14 protein-coding genes are annotated in these 16031 nt (G+C 73.1%); 8 read left to right on the top strand and 6 right to left on the bottom strand.

The genetic code is table 11. The annotated features are described in order from the left end of the window. Window positions 1-107: 107 nt before the first annotated feature. The 6 genes from O2W53_RS01660 to O2W53_RS01635 form a co-directional block, all read right to left on the bottom strand. Window positions 108-1925 (bottom strand): ABC-F family ATP-binding cassette domain-containing protein, encoded by a 1818-nt coding sequence (locus O2W53_RS01660; protein ID WP_269161307.1) that lies wholly within the window; start codon window positions 1923-1925, stop codon window positions 108-110. A gap of 60 nt (window positions 1926-1985) precedes the next feature. After that, window positions 1986-2630, bottom strand: coding sequence for a dihydrofolate reductase family protein (locus O2W53_RS01655; RefSeq protein WP_269161306.1), 645 nt, complete (start codon window positions 2628-2630; stop codon window positions 1986-1988). Window positions 2631-2699: 69 nt separating this feature from the next. Beyond that, on the bottom strand, window positions 2700-3614 hold the full coding sequence (locus tag O2W53_RS01650; protein WP_269161305.1) for a transglutaminase family protein: 915 nt from the start codon (window positions 3612-3614) through the stop codon (window positions 2700-2702). Window positions 3615-3619: 5 nt separating this feature from the next. Then, window positions 3620-4570: an alpha-E domain-containing protein gene (locus O2W53_RS01645; protein WP_269161304.1), complete on the bottom strand. Its 951-nt coding sequence runs from the start codon at window positions 4568-4570 to the stop codon at window positions 3620-3622. Next, on the bottom strand, window positions 4564-6228 hold the full coding sequence (locus O2W53_RS01640) for a circularly permuted type 2 ATP-grasp protein (RefSeq protein ID WP_269161303.1): 1665 nt from the start codon (window positions 6226-6228) through the stop codon (window positions 4564-4566). Before O2W53_RS01640 ends, O2W53_RS01645 begins: the two co-directional genes overlap by 7 nt. 84 nt (window positions 6229-6312) lie before the next feature. Next, window positions 6313-7341, bottom strand: coding sequence for a LacI family DNA-binding transcriptional regulator (locus O2W53_RS01635; RefSeq protein WP_269161302.1), 1029 nt, complete (start codon window positions 7339-7341; stop codon window positions 6313-6315). A gap of 199 nt (window positions 7342-7540) precedes the next feature. On the opposite strand from O2W53_RS01635, the gene O2W53_RS01630 reads away from it, so the two are divergent. The 8 genes from O2W53_RS01630 to O2W53_RS01595 all read left to right on the top strand — a co-directional run bounded on the left by O2W53_RS01630 (window position 7541) and on the right by O2W53_RS01595 (window position 16001). Then, on the top strand, window positions 7541-8872 hold the full coding sequence (locus O2W53_RS01630; RefSeq protein WP_269161301.1) for an ABC transporter substrate-binding protein: 1332 nt from the start codon (window positions 7541-7543) through the stop codon (window positions 8870-8872). 156 nt (window positions 8873-9028) lie between these two features. Then, window positions 9029-10015, top strand: coding sequence for a carbohydrate ABC transporter permease (locus tag O2W53_RS01625; RefSeq protein ID WP_269161300.1), 987 nt, complete (start codon window positions 9029-9031; stop codon window positions 10013-10015). A 9-nt stretch (window positions 10016-10024) separates the two neighbouring features. After that, the gene (locus O2W53_RS01620) at window positions 10025-10936 is read left to right on the top strand and encodes a carbohydrate ABC transporter permease (protein WP_269161299.1); all 912 of its coding nucleotides are present in this window, start codon (window positions 10025-10027) and stop codon (window positions 10934-10936) included. A 52-nt stretch (window positions 10937-10988) separates the two neighbouring features. Continuing rightward, window positions 10989-12086: an ABC transporter ATP-binding protein gene (locus tag O2W53_RS01615; protein ID WP_269161298.1), complete on the top strand. Its 1098-nt coding sequence runs from the start codon at window positions 10989-10991 to the stop codon at window positions 12084-12086. Window positions 12087-12210: 124 nt separating this feature from the next. Next, window positions 12211-13608: a GH1 family beta-glucosidase gene (locus O2W53_RS01610; RefSeq protein WP_269161297.1), complete on the top strand. Its 1398-nt coding sequence runs from the start codon at window positions 12211-12213 to the stop codon at window positions 13606-13608. Next, the gene (locus O2W53_RS01605; RefSeq protein ID WP_269161296.1) at window positions 13605-14327 is read left to right on the top strand and encodes an SDR family NAD(P)-dependent oxidoreductase; all 723 of its coding nucleotides are present in this window, start codon (window positions 13605-13607) and stop codon (window positions 14325-14327) included. The genes O2W53_RS01610 and O2W53_RS01605 overlap by 4 nt, the downstream gene beginning before the upstream one ends. A 20-nt stretch (window positions 14328-14347) precedes the next feature. Then, on the top strand, window positions 14348-15298 hold the full coding sequence (locus tag O2W53_RS01600; protein WP_269161295.1) for a glycoside hydrolase family 88 protein: 951 nt from the start codon (window positions 14348-14350) through the stop codon (window positions 15296-15298). Between the two features lie 73 nt (window positions 15299-15371). Beyond that, a complete protein-coding gene (locus tag O2W53_RS01595) occupies window positions 15372-16001 on the top strand; it encodes a maleylpyruvate isomerase family mycothiol-dependent enzyme (RefSeq protein ID WP_269161294.1) in 630 nt (209 codons plus the stop codon). Window positions 16002-16031 lie beyond the last annotated feature (30 nt).

Below are 16031 nucleotides of genomic sequence, written 5' to 3'. Positions count from 1 at the left end.
CAGGCGGACGTGCGGCGGCGCACCACCGTTCGGTGCGTTCGAGCGTTGTGCCCCATCCTCCTGGGCGCTGCCGGTCCCGGCGACTCGAGGAGCGCGCCGGTCACCGCTCAGGCGTCGGCGATCTCCGTCGCGGCCAGCCAGTCGGTCTCGACCTGCTCCTTCTCCGCCTGCAGCGCCTTCAGCTGGGCGTCGAGCTCGGCCGCGCGGGCGTAGTCGGCCGCCGCCGCGGCCAGCTGCTCGTGCAGCTTCTTCTCGTCGGCGTCCAGCTTGAGCATCCGGCGCTCCAGCTTGGACGCCTCCTTGCGCGCGGCGCGGGAGTCCGCCGCCGACACGACCGGGGACGACGTCGCCCCACCCGTCGTCCCGCCCGGGGACCCGCCGGACGCGGTGGTCAGCGGGGCGCCACCGGCCGCCCGGCGGGCCAGGTACTCCTCCACGCCACCGGGCAGCTCGGCCAGCGAGCCGTCGCCCAGCAGCGCGACCACCTTGTCGCAGACCCGGTCGACGAAGTACCGGTCGTGGCTGACCACCAGCACCGTGCCGGGGAAGCTGTCGAGCAGGTCCTCCAGCGCGGTCAGCGTGTCGATGTCGAGGTCGTTGGTGGGCTCGTCGAGCAGCAGCACGTTCGGCTCGCCCATCAGCAGGCGCAGCAACTGCAGCCGCCGGCGCTCGCCGCCGGAGAGGTCACCGACCGGCGTCCACTGGCGGTTGGCGGCGAAGCCGAACCGCTCGGCCAGCGAGGACGCGGAGATCTCCTGGTTGCCGATCTTGGCGATCCGGGCGACGTCCTGCACCGCCTCGAGCACCCGTTGCCGCGGGTCCAGCTCGGTGACGTGCTGGGACAGGTACGCCGGTGCGACCGTCTGCCCCACCGCGACCGTGCCGGAGTCGGCCTCGTTCTCCCCGACCAGCAGCTTGAGCAGCGAGGTCTTGCCCGCGCCGTTGACCCCGACGATGCCGATCCGGTCGCCCGGCCCGACGTGCCAGGTGAGGTCGCGGAACAGCGTGCGCGGACCGTCGTCGGTCGGCACGGCGTAGTCGACGTCCTCGACGTCGTAGACGCTCTTGCCCAGTCGCCGGGCGGCGAAGCCGGCCAGCGCCATCGTGTCCCGGGCCGGGGGCTCGTCGGCGATCAGCGCCTGCGCGGCCTCGATCCGGAACTTGGGCTTGCTGGTGCGGGCCGGCGGGCCCCGGCGCAGCCAGGCCAGCTCCTTGCGCACCAGGTTGAGCCGGCGGTCCTCGGTCACCGCGGAGATCCGTGCCCGCTCGGCCCGGGCCAGCGTGTAGGCGGAGTAGCCGCCCTCGTAGGCGTGCACGTCGCCGTCGGCGACCTCCCAGGTCGTCGTGCACACCTCGTCCAGGAACCACCGGTCGTGGGTGACGACCAGCAGGCCGCCGGCGCGGGCCTTGACGTACTCGGCCAGCCAGGCGACGCCCTCGACGTCGAGGTGGTTGGTCGGCTCGTCGAGCACCAGCAGGTCCAGCGGCCGGATCAGCTGGGCGGCCAGCGCGACCCGGCGCCGCTCGCCACCGGACATCGGCGCCACCGGGGCGTCCAGGCCCATCCGGTCCAGCTCCAGCCCGGTCAGCACCGACCGGACGGCGGGGTCGCCGGCCCACTCGTGCTCCTCGGCGAACCGGGACGTCGGCAGGACGACGTCGCGCACCGTCGTCCCGGCCGGGAGGGTGCCGGTCTGGTCCAGCACCCCCATGGCCAGGTCGCCGCGGCGGGTGACCCGGCCGGAGTCGGGCTCGTCGGTGCCGGTGAGCACGCTCAGCAGGGTGGACTTGCCGCCCCCGTTGCGGCCGACGATGCCGATCCGCTCACCGGCCGCGACCCCGAGGGAGACGTCGTCGAGGATGACCGTCGTGCCGTGTGCCTTGTGCACCCGTTCGAGGTTGACCAGGTTCAGGGGTGCGCTCATCACCACCCAGCATCCCAGGTCCGCCGGACCGGCTCCCGCCAGCCCGCGGCGGCCGGGGCGTCAGCGCCGCCAGAACAGGTGGTGGGTCACCCCGCTCGGGCTGGGGACGACCTCGTGGTGGAACCGGTCGAGCAGCTCGTCGGGCGACGTCCACAGCCGCGACCCGGCGCCGAGCTCGACCGGCGCCACTGCCACGTGCACGGTGTCGACCAGGTCGGCGTCCAGGAACTGCCGGATGGTGGTGGCTCCCCCGCCCAGCCGGACGTCGCGACCGTCGGCCGCCTCCTTTGCCTGCTCGAGGACCGTGGCCGGCGCACCGCTGACGAAGTGGAACGTCGTGTCCGACAGCGAGAACGAGGGCCGCTCGTGGTGGGTCAGCACGAACACCGGCGTGTGGAACGGGGGCTCGTCCCCCCACCAGCCCCGCCACTCGTGGTCGCGCCACGGTCCGCGCTGGGGCCCGAACTTGTTCCGGCCCATGATCTCGGCGCCGATGTTGCGCCCGAACTCCCGCATGAAGTGGTCGTCCAGGCCCCGGGTGCCGCCGGGCTCGGTGCGGTTGGGCCAGCTCGCGGTGGCGAACGCCCAGGCGCCCAGCACCGCCGGGTCGGCGTGGCCGAACGGCCGCTCCAGGCTCTGGCCCTCCCCCGCACCGAAACCGTCGCTGGACAGCATGACGTTGTGGACCCTGAGCAGTTGCTGCACGGGAACCTCCTCTGACGTGGTCGCTGTCAGGAGGGACCGCCGCCGACCGCAGAAGTCATCGCCGCCCGCTCAGGCGAGGCGGGTGACCTCCACCGTCACGCTCGAGCCCTCGCTCCGCGGGCCGGAGAAGATGCCCTTCAGCGGCGGGACGTCGGAGTAGTCGCGCCCCCGGGCCAGCGTCACGTGCCGGGGTCCGATCTCCACCGAGTTCGTCGGGTCGAAGCCGGACCACCCGCCGTCCCACCACTCCACCCAGGCGTGGCTCTCGCCGGTGACCGTCTGCCCGATCGCCGCCGCGGGCTCGGGGTGCAGGTACCCGGAGACGTACCGGGCGGGCAGGCCCAGGGCGCGGAGCAGACCGACGGAGACGTGCGAGATGTCCTGGCAGACGCCCTTGCGGTGCGTCCACGCCTGCATCGCGTTCGTCTTCACGTTGGTCGAACCGGCCAGGTACGCCATGTGCTCGTACACGAAGCCGCAGACCAGGTGCCCGGCCTGCCGCGGGCCGGCGTCCCCGACGACGGCCCGCACCTCGGCGACCACCGGGTCGTCCATCGCGGTCAGCGGCGTCGGACGCAGCATCTCCCCGAACCTGTCCTGCAGGTCGGGGACGGCCAGGTCGGCCCAGTCGACCGGCTCCGGGACGTGCGGCTCCGGGCCGGCCTCCACCTCCGAGGTGGCCTGCACGACGAGCTCGGTGTGCGGGCCGTGGGTGTCGAAGGCGGTGACCGTCGACCCCCAGTAGTCGCGGTAGGCGTGCACCGTGGCGGTCGGCTCGATCTCCACCCGGGAGCGCAGCGTGGTCTGCCGGCTGCTGTTCTCCGGGGTCATCCGGGCCTCGTTGTAGGAGGAGCGGACCGGCCCGCCGTAGCGGAAGGCGCTGCGGTGCACGACCTGCAGCCGCCAGCGGTCGCTGGGCACCCGCACCGGGCCGGACTGGACCTGCGACTGGCTCTGGCCCCCCTGCGACTGGGACTGCGGCACCGCGCTCACCCCACGCCTTCCGGCACCCAGACCTGGGGTGCCTGCTCGGTGAAGAACCGGTTGGTGACCGCCTCGCTGGCGGCCGAGCAGGTGCGCTGCAGCTCGTCGAGCCGGGCCGGCAGCCGAGCCAGGATCTCGTCGGTCTGCATGAACTCCAGCATCGTCCGGGCCCGGCCCACGATCCGGTGCGCCTCGCCGGCGACGCCGATCCGGTGACCCTCGCGCACGTTGGCCCGCTCCAGCTCGGCCAGGCACCCCTCCGCCCGCTCCAGCGAGGCGAACACCGAGCGCGGGAACAACCGGTCCAGCAGCAGGAACTCCGCGGCCCGGCTGGAGTTGACCGCGCCGCGGTAGGTGCGCAGGTAGGGCTCGTAGGCGCCGGTCGAGCGCAGCACGAGGGTCCAGGACGGCGCGGCGTCACCGGCCAGCACCCGGGTGGACAGCATCCGGGCGGTCATGTCGACCCGCTCCAGCGACCGCCCCAGGATCAGGAACAGCCAGCCCTCGTCGCGGCTCATCGTGGCGTCGGCCAGGCCGAAGACCATCGCCGACCGCTCCCGGACGAACCGGAACAGCGAGTGCGGGCCGTACCGGCGGGCCATCGTGCGCTGCTGCGGCAGCGCGTTGTGGGTGACGTTGAGCGACTCCCAGATCTCCGCCGACAGCACCTCACGCGCGCCGCGGGCGTTCTCCCGGGCGGCCGACAGCGCTCCGGTGATGGAGCTCGGGCTGGCCCGGTCGAAGGCCAGGGTGGCCAGCACCCGCTCGGTGTCGGCCTCCTCGGGCGGGCAGGGCGCACCCATCAGCGCCAGCAGGTTCGCGCAGGCCCGCTGCTCGTCGATCCACGGGTCCTCGACCAGCCGCTGGGTGTGCACGTCGAGGATCCGGGCGGTGTCGTCGGCGCGCTCGACGTAGCGCCCGATCCAGAACAGCGACTCCGCGATCCGACTCAGCACCGCGCACCTCCGCCATCGACGTCCGTCGGCCCCGTCCAGAGGCTCGCCCCGAGCTTGCGAGGGGTGAGGAGGACGGGGTCCTTCAACTGTTGTTGTTGCTGGGACTGGGCGAGGGCGTTGTCGTTGGGTGGGCCCGGGTCCTGGGCCGGCGGCTCGACGGGCAGGTCTTCGGTGGTGAACTCGATCCGGGTCACGTCGTGCTCGGGGGCCGGTTCGACCGCGGGGCGCGGCGGGCTGATCACCCAGGTGTCCTTCGAGCCGCCGCCCTGGCTGGAGTTGACCACCAGCTCCCCCTCGGGCAGCGCCACCCGGGTCAGCCCACCGGGCAGCACCCAGACGTCGGTGCCGTCGTTGACCGCGAACGGCCGCAGGTCGACGTGCCGCGGGGCGATCCGGCCGTTGATCAGCGTCGGGGACGTCGAGAGGCCGATCGGCGCCTGCGCGATCCAGTCCCGCGGGCTGCTGCGCACCTTGACCGCCAGCTCCTCCAGCGTCCGCTCGTCCGCCCGCGGCCCGATCACGATGCCCTTGCCGCCCGAGCCGTCGACCGGCTTGAGCACCAGCTGGTCGAGCGAGGCGAGCACCCACTCGACGGTGTCGGGCTCGTCGAGCCGGTGGGTCTCGGCGTTGGCGAGCACCGGCTCCTCGCCCAGGTAGTACCGGATGAGGTCGGGCACCCAGGTGTAGAGCAGCTTGTCGTCGGCGACGCCGTTGCCCACCGCGTTGGCGATGGTCACCCGGCCGGCGCGGGCGGCGTTGAGCACGCCGGCGCAGCCGATCACCGAGTCGGAGCGGAAGTGGACCGGGTCGAGGAACTCGTCGTCGATCCGGCGGTAGATGACGTCGACCCGCTGCTGGCCGTCCGTCGTCCGCATGCTGACCTGGCCGCCGGAGCACACCAGGTCCCGGCCCTCGACCAGCTCCACGCCCATCTGCCGGGCCAGCAGCGCGTGCTCGAAGTAGGCGGAGTTGTAGACGCCGGGGGTGAGCAGCACGACCGTGGGGTCGCTGACGCCGGCCGGTGCCGAGGCCTTCAACGCGGCGAGCAGCCGGCCCGGGTACTCGGCGACCGGCTGCACCCGGTGGTCACCGAACAGCTCCGGGAGCACGGAGGTCATCGCCGCCCGGTTGGTGATCACGTAGCTGACGCCCGACGGCGAGCGGAGGTTGTCCTCCAGCACCCGGAAGTCGCCGGCCTCGTCGCGCACCAGGTCGATGCCGCTGACGTGCACCCGGACGCCGTTGGGCGGCACCAGCCCGTGCGCGGCCCGGTGGAAGTGCGCGCTGGTGGTGACCACGCTGCGCGGCACGATCCGGTCGGCGAAGACCTCGCCGGCGCCGTAGACGTCGGCCAGGAACGCCTCCAGGGCCCACACCCGCTGGGCCACCCCGCGCTCGATCACCGACCACTCCTGGTGGCCGATCACCCGGGGCACGATGTCCAGCGGGAAGGGCTGCTCCTCGCCGGCGTGCGCGAAGGTCACCCCGGCGTCGCGGTAGGTCTGCGAGAGGACGTCGGCCCGGGCGGCCAGCTCCTCCCCCGACATCGGCTGCAGCGAGCTGAACAGGCCGGTGTAGGGGGCGCGGGGCCGGCCGGGGGCCGCGAACATCTCGTCCCACTGCTGCCCGAGCGGGTAGCCGTCGAAGAGGTCCGCCATGCGACGAACCTAGACAGGGCCTGTGTCCCGCGCGTTTCGACGGTGACCCGGCCGACACCTCGACCGGTGGGGCGGCGCCCGCTGCTACGCCGAGGCGCGCCGGACGAGCGAGGTGCGGCACACCCGGGACTCCACCGCCTCCCCCACGCCCTCGATCTGGCGCAGCAGCAGTTCGGTGAGCAGCGGGGTCATGTCGGCCAGCGGCTGGGCGATCGTGGTCAGCGGCGGGTCGCACCGGGTGGCGACGGCGGCGTCGTCGAAGCCGACCACGGCGACGTCCTCGGGCACCCGCCGCCCGGCGCGGCGCAGCGCACTCAGCGCCCCCACCGCCATCGGGTCCGAGGCCACGAACACCGCGTCCAGCTCGGGGTCGCGACCCAGCAGCGACTCCATCGCCCGGGCGCCGCCGGCCTCGGTGAAGTCGCCCTCCGCCTCCAGCTGCGGGAACGACTGCAGCCCGGCCGCGGCCAGCGCCGCCCGGTGGCCGGCGAGCCGGTCGACCCCGGCGATCATGTCCAGCGGCCCGGTGATGGTGGCGATCCGGCGGCGTCCGGTGGCGACCAGGTGCGCCGTGGCGACCTCGGCACCGCCGCGGTTGTCGGCGTCGACGTAGGCCACCGCCCGGTCGTCGAAGGGCCGCCCGCACATGACCAGGGGCACCCCGGCCTCGGCGAGGATGTCGGGCAGCGGGTCGTCGCTGTGCACCGACATCAGGATGACGCCGTCGACGTGGCCCTGGCGGGCGTACCGGCCGATCTTCTGCTGCTCGCGTTCGTCCTGTGCGGTCAGCAGCACCAGGTTCAGGTCGGTGTCGGCCAGGGTGGCGGAGACACCACGCACGATGCTGGCGAAGAAGGGGTCGGAGAACACCTGGGTGTTGGGCTCGTTGAGCACCAGCGCGATGGTGTCCGTGCGCCGGGTGACCAGGCTGCGGGCCATCCGGTTGGGCACGTAGCGCAGCTCGGCGATCGCCGACCGCACCGCCTCCCGGGCCTCCGGGCTCACCCGCGGTGAGTCGTTGACGACCCGGGACACCGTGGCGCGGGACACGCCGGCGAGGACGGCGACCTCGTCCAGCGTCGGCACCGCGGCGCGCGGGGTCGTGTCGGTCAATGTGTCTCCAGTGCTCGGGCCAGTGTGCTCATGGTGCACCGTGAGAGCGCTCTCCGACAGTCCTAGGGCGTTACCCAGCTGTTACTTGACAGCCGGATGTGGCCCAGACCACTCTGTGCGCCACGGCCGTGAGAGCGTTCTCACGCCCCCGGTGGACGATGCAGTGGAGCACGCGTCCCGGGACGACCCAGGAGGTCAGATGTTCCATTCCTCGAAGAGCAGGGCGGCGTGGGGTGCGGCACTGGCCGCGGTCCTGCTGACCGCCGGCTGTGGCGGTTCGGACGACGCGAGCGCCGACGCCGCCGACTACGACCCGGACGCCCCGGTCACCTTGACCGTCGGCACGTTCGGCACGATGGACCTGGACAACGCGGGGCTCTACGACGAGTACATGGAGCTCCACCCGAACGTCACGATCAAGCAGAACAACGTCGCCCAGTCCGCCGCGTACTACAAGTCGCTGCAGACCCGGCTGGCCGCCAACTCCGGCCTCGACGACGTCCAGGCCCTGGAGATCGGCTTCATCGCCGACGTGGTGCGCAACCACGCCGACGCCTTCGTCGACTTCGCCGCCGAGGAGAACGCCGACGAGCTGGAGGGCAACTTCTACGACTGGAAGTGGGGCCAGGCCTCCACCTCCGACGGTGAGACGATCGCCCTCGGCACCGACACCGGCCCGCAGGCCATGTGCTACCGCAAGGACCTCTTCGAGCAGGCCGGCCTGCCCACCGACCGGGCCGAGGTCGCCGAGCTCTGGCCGACCTGGGAGGCGTACCTCGAGGTCGCGGAGCAGTACATGGCCTCGCCGACCAAGCCCGCCGACAGCGCTTTCGTCGACAGCCCGGCGAGCATCTTCTCCTCCTCGGTGTACCAGGGCGACCTGGCCTACAACGACGAGGAGGGCAACCCGATCCCGGCCGAGAGCGACGGCGTGCAGCAGGCGTGGGACTACGCCAGCCAGGCCGCCGACGAGGGGCTGACCGCCAACCTCAGCCAGTTCGGTGACGAATGGAACGCCGCCTTCTCCAACGGTGCGTTCGCCACGATCGCCTGCCCGGCGTGGATGCTCGGGTACATCAACTCCCAGATGGGTGAGACCGGGGCCGGCCTCTGGGACATCGCCCCGCTGCCCGGCTCCGACGAGAGCGCCAGCAACTGGGGCGGCTCCTTCCTCGGCGTCCCGGCCGACGGCCCGAACGCCGAGGCGGCCAAGGACCTCGTCGAGTGGCTGACCGCACCGGAGCAGCAGGTGAAGATGTTCACCCGCGCGGCGCACTTCCCCTCCAGCCCGCAGGCAGCGGAGGACCCCGAGGTCGTCGGCGCGACCAACGAGTACTTCGGCAGCGCCCCGACCGGCGAGATCTTCGGTGAGTCGGCGGCGAACATCCAGCGCACCCCGATCGGCCCGTACGACACCCAGATCCAGGAGGCGTTCACCACGGCGCTGACCGACATCGCCTCCGGCGGTGCGGACCCCGCCGAGGGCTGGGACAACGCACTGAAGGCCGCGCAGCAGGCAACCGGCGGCTGAGCCCGGCTCAGCACAGCGCACCGCCGACCGGACGCGGTGCCCGGGAGCGTCACCCGCTCCCGGGCACCTGCACCGGCCCCCGCCGTCCCGGCCCGCTCGCGCCCCCGGGACCCGCCCGGCCCGATCCGCGCCCACCGACACCGTCGAGGACCCTGCATGACCATCGCGAGTGGCACCGTCCGGGAAGCGGCGATCGCCGCACCACCACCGGCCTCCGTCGCCACCTCCCCCGCCCGCCCGCGCAAGCGTCGGCAGCTGACCCGCAACCGCTGGGGCTACGCCTACGTCGCACCGTTCTTCCTGGTGTTCGCGGCGTTCAGCCTCTACCCGTTCATGTACACCGCCTGGGTCTCACTGCACGAGACCAGCCTGTCGAACATCAACGGCGGCACCTGGGTCGGGCTGGACAACTACCGCAGCCTGCTGCAGAGCGAGTTCTTCTGGAACGCCGCCCGCAACACCCTCACCATCGGCATCCTGGCCACGGTGCCCCAGCTCTGCATGGCCCTGGGGCTGGCCCACCTGCTGAACTACAAGCTCCGCGGCCGCACCTTCTTCCGCACCGTGATGCTGATGCCCTACGCGACGTCCATCGCCGCGGCGACGCTGGTCTTCTCCCAGCTCTTCGGCCGCGACTACGGCCTGATCAACACCATGCTGGAAGCCGTCGGCCTGCAGGCGATCGACTGGGAGGCCGGGACGGTCAGCAGCCAGGTCGCCATCGCGGTGATCGTCACCTGGCGCTGGACCGGTTACAACGCACTGATCTACCTGGCCGCGATGCAGTCGATCCCCGGTGAGCTGTACGAGGCCGCCGAGATCGACGGCGCGAGCAAGTGGAAGCAGTTCCTGCACGTGACGATCCCGTCGCTGCGCCCGACGATCCTGTTCACCATCGTCGTGTCGACCATCGGCGCCGTGCAGCTGTTCGGTGAGCCGCTGCTGTTCGCCGGCAACGGCACCACCTCCGGCGGCGCCTCGGGGCAGTACCAGACGCTCGGCCTGCTGATGTACCAGCAGGGCTGGAGCAACTTCCACATCGGTCAGGCAGCCACCACGGCCTGGGCCATGTTCATGATCATCCTGGTGATCGTGGGGGTCAACGCCGTCATCGGCCGCCTCCGCACCCGGGCAGACCGGTAGGAGACCGGCATGGCGACCCTCGCTCCCCCCGTCACCGAGACCGGCCGGCACGCGTCCCCGGCGGCCCCCGCGGCCCGCCGCCGCGGCCACCGCGGCGGCAGCAAGGCCGGCAAGCCCGGCCCGGTCACCTACACGCTGCTGACCCTGGTGGCGCTGGTGTCGATCTTCCCGCTCTACTGGACCCTGGTGGCGGGCTCGCACACCAACGCCGAGATCGCCGCGACCCCGCCGCCGTTCCTGCCCAACGCCAGCCTGTTCGACAACTTCCAGGCAGCCCTCGAGCAGGCACCGATCGGCAAGGCGATCCTCAACTCGGTCCTGGTCGCCGGCAGCATCACCGTCGGCACCGTGCTCTTCTGCACGCTGGCCGGTTTCGCCTTCGCCAAGCTCCAGTTCCGCGGCAAGGGCGTGCTGCTGGGCCTGGTGATCGGCACGATGATGGTGCCGACCCAGCTGGCGGTGATCCCGCTGTTCATGATGATCGCCGAGCTGCAGTGGGTGAACCAGCTGCAGGCGGTCATCCTGCCCACGCTGGTCAGCGCCTTCGGCGTCTTCTTCATGCGGCAGTACCTGATCTCCGCGCTGCCCAACGAGCTGCTGGAGGCCGGCCGGGTCGACGGCGCCTCGACGTTCCGGATCTTCTGGTCGATCGTCGTCCCGGTCGCCCGGCCGGCGATGGCCGTGCTGGCGATGCTCACGTTCCTCACCGCCTGGAACGAGTTCTTCTGGCCGCTCATCGCGCTGACCACCGCCAACCCGACGGTCCAGGTGGCGCTGGCCGGGCTGGGCTCGGGCTACGTGCCCCAGCGCTCGGTGATCATGGCCGGCACGCTGCTCGGCACCCTGCCCGTCCTGATCGTCTTCACGATCCTGGGCAAGCAGATCGTCGGCGGCATCATGCAGGGCGCGGTGAAGGGATGACCCACTGCGCGACCCCGTCCTCCCCCTCCCTCCTCCCGAGAGGTGCCTGACCATGGCCACCGTTTCGTTCCAGCAGGCCAGCCGGATCTACCCCAAGTCCGAGCGGCCTGCGGTCGACTCCCTGGACCTGCAGATCGCCGACGGCGAGTTCCTCGTCCTGGTCGGGCCCTCCGGGTGCGGCAAGTCCACGTCGCTGCGGATGCTCGCCGGGCTGGAGGAGGTCGACACCGGGTCGATCGTGATCGGCGACCGGGACGTCACCGACTCCCCGCCCAAGGAGCGGGACATCGCGATGGTGTTCCAGAACTACGCCCTGTACCCGCACATGACGGTCGAGGAGAACATGGGCTTCGCGCTCAAGCTCGCCGGCATCTCCAAGGACGAGCGCGCCACGCGGGTCCGCGAGGCGGCGAAGATCCTGGACCTGGAGCCGTACCTGTCCCGCCGGCCCAAGGCCCTCTCCGGTGGCCAGCGCCAGCGCGTGGCCATGGGCCGGGCGATCGTGCGCAACCCGCAGGTCTTCCTGATGGACGAGCCGCTGTCCAACCTGGACGCCAAGCTGCGCGTGCAGACCCGCACCCAGATCGCGGCCCTGCAGCGCCGGCTGGGCACCACGACCGTCTACGTCACCCACGACCAGGTCGAGGCGATGACGATGGGCGACCGGGTCGCGGTGCTCAAGGACGGCGTCCTGCAGCAGTGCGACACCCCCGGCGTCCTCTACGACCGGCCGGCCAACGTCTTCGTCGCCGGCTTCATCGGCTCCCCGGCGATGAACCTGGTCACCGGCGACGCGGTGGACGGCGGCGTGCAGGTCGGCAGCGCGGTGCTGCCGGTCCCCCGGGACCAGCTGACCCGGGCCGCGGCCAGCAACGGGAAGGTGACCGTCGGGTTCCGCCCCGAGTCCGTGCGCCTGGCCGGCCCCGGTGAGGGCCTGCCGGTCCGGGTCAACGTGGTGGAGCAGCTGGGCTCGGACGCCTTCCTCTACACCTCGCTCGCCGACGCCCCCGACGACGTCCTGCACTCCGCGGACCTCGTGGTCCGCACCGAGCCCCGCACCCCGGTCACCGCCGGGCAGCAGCTCTGGCTGGGCGCGGACCGAGGTGCCCTGCACGTGTTCGACGCCCACACTCAGCAGCGGGTCGACTGAAGGCCCCTGCCCCCTCGCACGCTCGCGGCGGGCCCCTGCGGGGGCCCGCTCCCCCTCCCCCGCCCGGCCTGACCTCGCCGCGCGGTCCCCCCACGCCCTCGCCCTCGCAAGGAGCACTTCTGTCATGACCTCCACCGACGTGCGCCCGCAGACCGCTGCCGGGTTGACCTTCCCGCCGGGCTTCGTCTTCGGCGCCGCCACCGCGGCCTACCAGATCGAGGGCGCGGTCGACGTCGACGGCCGCGGGCCGTCGATCTGGGACACCTTCAGCCACACCCCCGGCAAGACCTTCCAGGGCGACACCGGCGACGTCGCCGTCGAGCACTACGTCCGCTACCCCCAGGACGTCGCGCTGATGAAGGACCTGGGCCTGGACGCCTACCGGTTCTCCGTCTCCTGGCCCCGGGTGCTCCCGGCCGGCACCGGCGCGGTCGAGCAGCGTGGCCTGGACTTCTACCGCCGGCTGGTCGACGAGCTCCTCGGGGCCGGCATCGCCCCCTGGCTGACGCTGTACCACTGGGACCTGCCGCAGGCGCTGCAGGACAAGGGCGGCTGGACCGACCGGGACACCGCGTACCGGTTCGCCGAGTACGCCGGCGTCGTCTACGACGCCCTCGGCGACCGGGTGCCGCACTGGTCGACGCTGAACGAGCCGATGTGCAGCTCGCTGCTGGGCTACATGGCCGGCCAGCACGCCCCCGGCCACCAGGACCCGGTCGAGGCCTCCCGTGCGGTGCACCACCTGCTGCTCGGGCACGGCCTGGCCACCCAGGTGATGCGGGACAAGGGCGCCGACCACCTCGGCATCACGCTGAACTTCACGCCGATGTCGCCGGCCACCGACTCGCCCGCCGACGTCGACGCCGCCCGCCGGCTCGACGGTCAGCAGAACCGGATGTTCCTGGTGCCGATCGCCACCGGGGAGTACCCGGCCGACGTCGTCGCCGACCTGGCGGACGCCGGTGCCCCGCTGCCGATCGAGGACGGCGACCTGGAGGTCATCTCCACCCCGCTGGACTGGCTGGGCGTGAACTACTACTTCGAGTCGACGGTCCGCGGGCTCAGCGAGCCCAGCGGCAAGCACCCGACCTTCATCGGCGCCGAGCGCGTGGAGGACCTGGAGCCCGAGGGCCCGACCACCACGATGGGCTGGGGCATCTCCCCGGAGGCGTTCACCGCGCTGCTCACCCGGATCTCCGGTATCGCGCCCGGACTGCCGCTGTTCATCACCGAGAACGGCTCGGCCTGGCCGGACGAGGTCGCCGCGGACGGTCAGGTGCACGACCCCGAGCGGGTCGACTACCTGCTGCGCCACCTCGCCGCGATGACCGAGGCGATCGACGCCGGTGCCGACGTCCGCGGCTACTTCGCCTGGTCGCTGCTGGACAACTACGAGTGGGCCCGCGGATACGCGCAGCGCTTCGGGCTGGTGCACGTCGACTACGCCACCCAGGTCCGGACGCCGAAGGACAGCGCCCGCACCTACGCCGACGTGATCCGCCACGCCAAGGACGGCGCGTGACCGACGCCTCCACCGCCGACCTCGCGGGACGCCGGGTGCTGCTCACCGGTGCCTCCCGCGGGGTCGGCGCGGCCGTCGCCCGGCGGCTGGTCGCGGCCGGTGCCGACGTGCTGGGCACCGCCCGGGACGAGCGGCGGCTGGACGAGCTCACCCGGGACCTGGCCGACGGCCCCGGCTCCTTCACCGCCGTGGCCGCCGACCTGACCGACGAGGCCACGCCGCACCGGCTGGCCGAGGCGGTCGGGCAGCGGTGGGGCGCGCTGGACGTGCTGCTGAACAACGCCGGGGTGATGCTCGCCCGCGAGGCCCGCTTCGAGGACGAGCCGGCCGGCACGCTCGAGGAGAGCCTGCTGGTCAACTGCGTGGTCCCACACCGGTTGGTGCTCGCGCTGCTGCCCACCCTGCGCAAGGGCACCGACCCCCGGGTGGTGCACGTCAGCTCCGGGGCGGGCACCACCGAGCTCATCGGTGACGCCGGGATCGGCAGCTACCGGGTGAGCAAGTGGGCGCTGAACGGGCTGGTGCTCATGCAGGCCGCACAACTGGCCGGGGAGGTGGCGGTCAACGCCCTGGACCCCGGCTGGGTGCGCACCGACCTGGGCGGTCAGGAGGCGCCGGGCACTCCGGAGGAGAGCGCGGCGGGCGCCCTGGCGCTGCTGCGCGAGCCACCGGCGGTGACCGGCCGGATCTTCAAGGACGGCGCCGAGATCGCCTTCTGAGTTCGTCGGCTGGAGGAACCGTGCTGGACGACGACGTCCGCCGCCGGGTGCTGGACTGCCTCCTGGTCTCCCAGCGGCACTCCTGGGACCAGGGGCTCACGGCCGCCGTGCTCGAGGACTCGGGTGCGGCGGCCGCGCTGCGTGCGCTGGTCGACGACGCGGTGGCCCGCCAGTTGCCCGACGGCCGGCTGGCCGAGCTGGACCCGGCCTGCGCGGTGAACGGCGCGGCGCTCGGTGAGTTCGTCGACTCCCTGGCGCACCGGCTCGGCGACCCGGCGCTGGCCGCGGCCGCCGCCCGCCAGCACGGCTGGGTGTCCTCCGGTGCGCCGCGGGCTGCGGACGGGACGCTGTTCCACCTGCTGGGCAGCCGCCAGGTGTGGGTCGACACCGTCTACATGGTCGTGCCCTTCCTGGCCTGCCGCGGCGACGGCGCCGGGGCGGTCGCCCAGCTGACCGGTCACCGCAGCCGGTTGCGCGACCCGGCGAGCGGGCTGTGGGCCGCCCGCTGGGACGAGGACGCCGGGGCGCTCGCCGACCCGCGGGCCTGGGGCACCGGCAACGGCTGGGTCGCCGCCGGTGCGGCCCGGGCGGTGTGCTGGCTGCCCGGAGCCGCCGGCACCGCGGTCGCCGCGGAGGTGCGCGCCCTGCTGGACGCCGTCCTGCCCCTGCGCCGTCCCGACGGTCTGTTCGGCGACGTGCTCGACGACCCGGCGACGCCGGCGGACACCAACGTCGCGGCGATGCTCGGCGTCGCGGCGCTGACCGGGGCGGCAGAGGGCTGGCTCCCGCACCGGTACGGGAACGTCGGGGAGTCGCTGCTCGCCGCCGTGGTCGACCGGGTCGACGACCTCGGCCGGGTCACCGGCGCGAGCGCGGCGCCGCACTTCGACCGGCCCGGCCACTCCCCCGAGGCCCAGGCGTTCCTGCTGCTGGCCGATGCGGCTTCCCGGCGCTGGCGCGCCGGACGCTGAACCGGCGCTCCGGCTCCGGGGCGCGTGCGGCAGACCCTTGCCCGGGGACACCCGGGGGGACGACGGTCGCGCCATGGACCGCGAACGGGTGTGGGGTCAGGTCACCGACGAGCGCAGGGCGGTGCTCGACCTGCTGGAGGAGCTGGCCCCGGCCGAGTGGGACGCGCCCACGCTGTGCGCCGGATGGCGGGTCCGGGAGCTGGTCGCCCACCTGACCATGCCCACCCGGACCGGCCCGCTCGCCGCCACGGTCGGGCTGGCGCGGGCCCGGCTCGACGTCGACCGGTACTTCAACCAGTGGGCGACCGAGCACGGCCGGGCTCCGGTCCCCGACCTGGTGCGGCAGTGGCGGGACGTCGTCGAGTCCGGCCGCCGGCCCCGGGACGGCACGCCCGGCGGGGTGCTGGTGGAGACGGTCGCGCACGCACAGGACCTCCGGCGCCCGCTCCGACGCCCGGCCGCCACCCCACCGGACCGGCTGCGCACCGCACTGCAGGCCGCGGTACGGCTCGGGCGGCCGTTCCGCAGCCGGCAGCGGGCCACCGGGCTGCACTGGGTGGCCAGCGACGTCGACTGGTCGTGGGGCACCCCGGGTGACCCGGAGGTGCGCGGCCACGGGGACGACCTCCTGCTGGCGATGCTCGGCCGCCCGGCGGTGCTGCGGGACCTGAGCGGGACGGGCGTCGTCCGGCTGGTCGGCTGAGGAGGAGACAGCCCGGCCGCTGCGGCCTAC

Origin of the sequence: Modestobacter sp. VKM Ac-2978, assembly GCF_026968025.1 — a bacterium.
Taxonomy (GTDB): domain Bacteria; phylum Actinomycetota; class Actinomycetes; order Mycobacteriales; family Geodermatophilaceae; genus Modestobacter.
The sequence above is the reverse complement of the archived record's forward strand: the minus strand, read 5'-3'. Positions and strand labels throughout refer to the sequence as shown.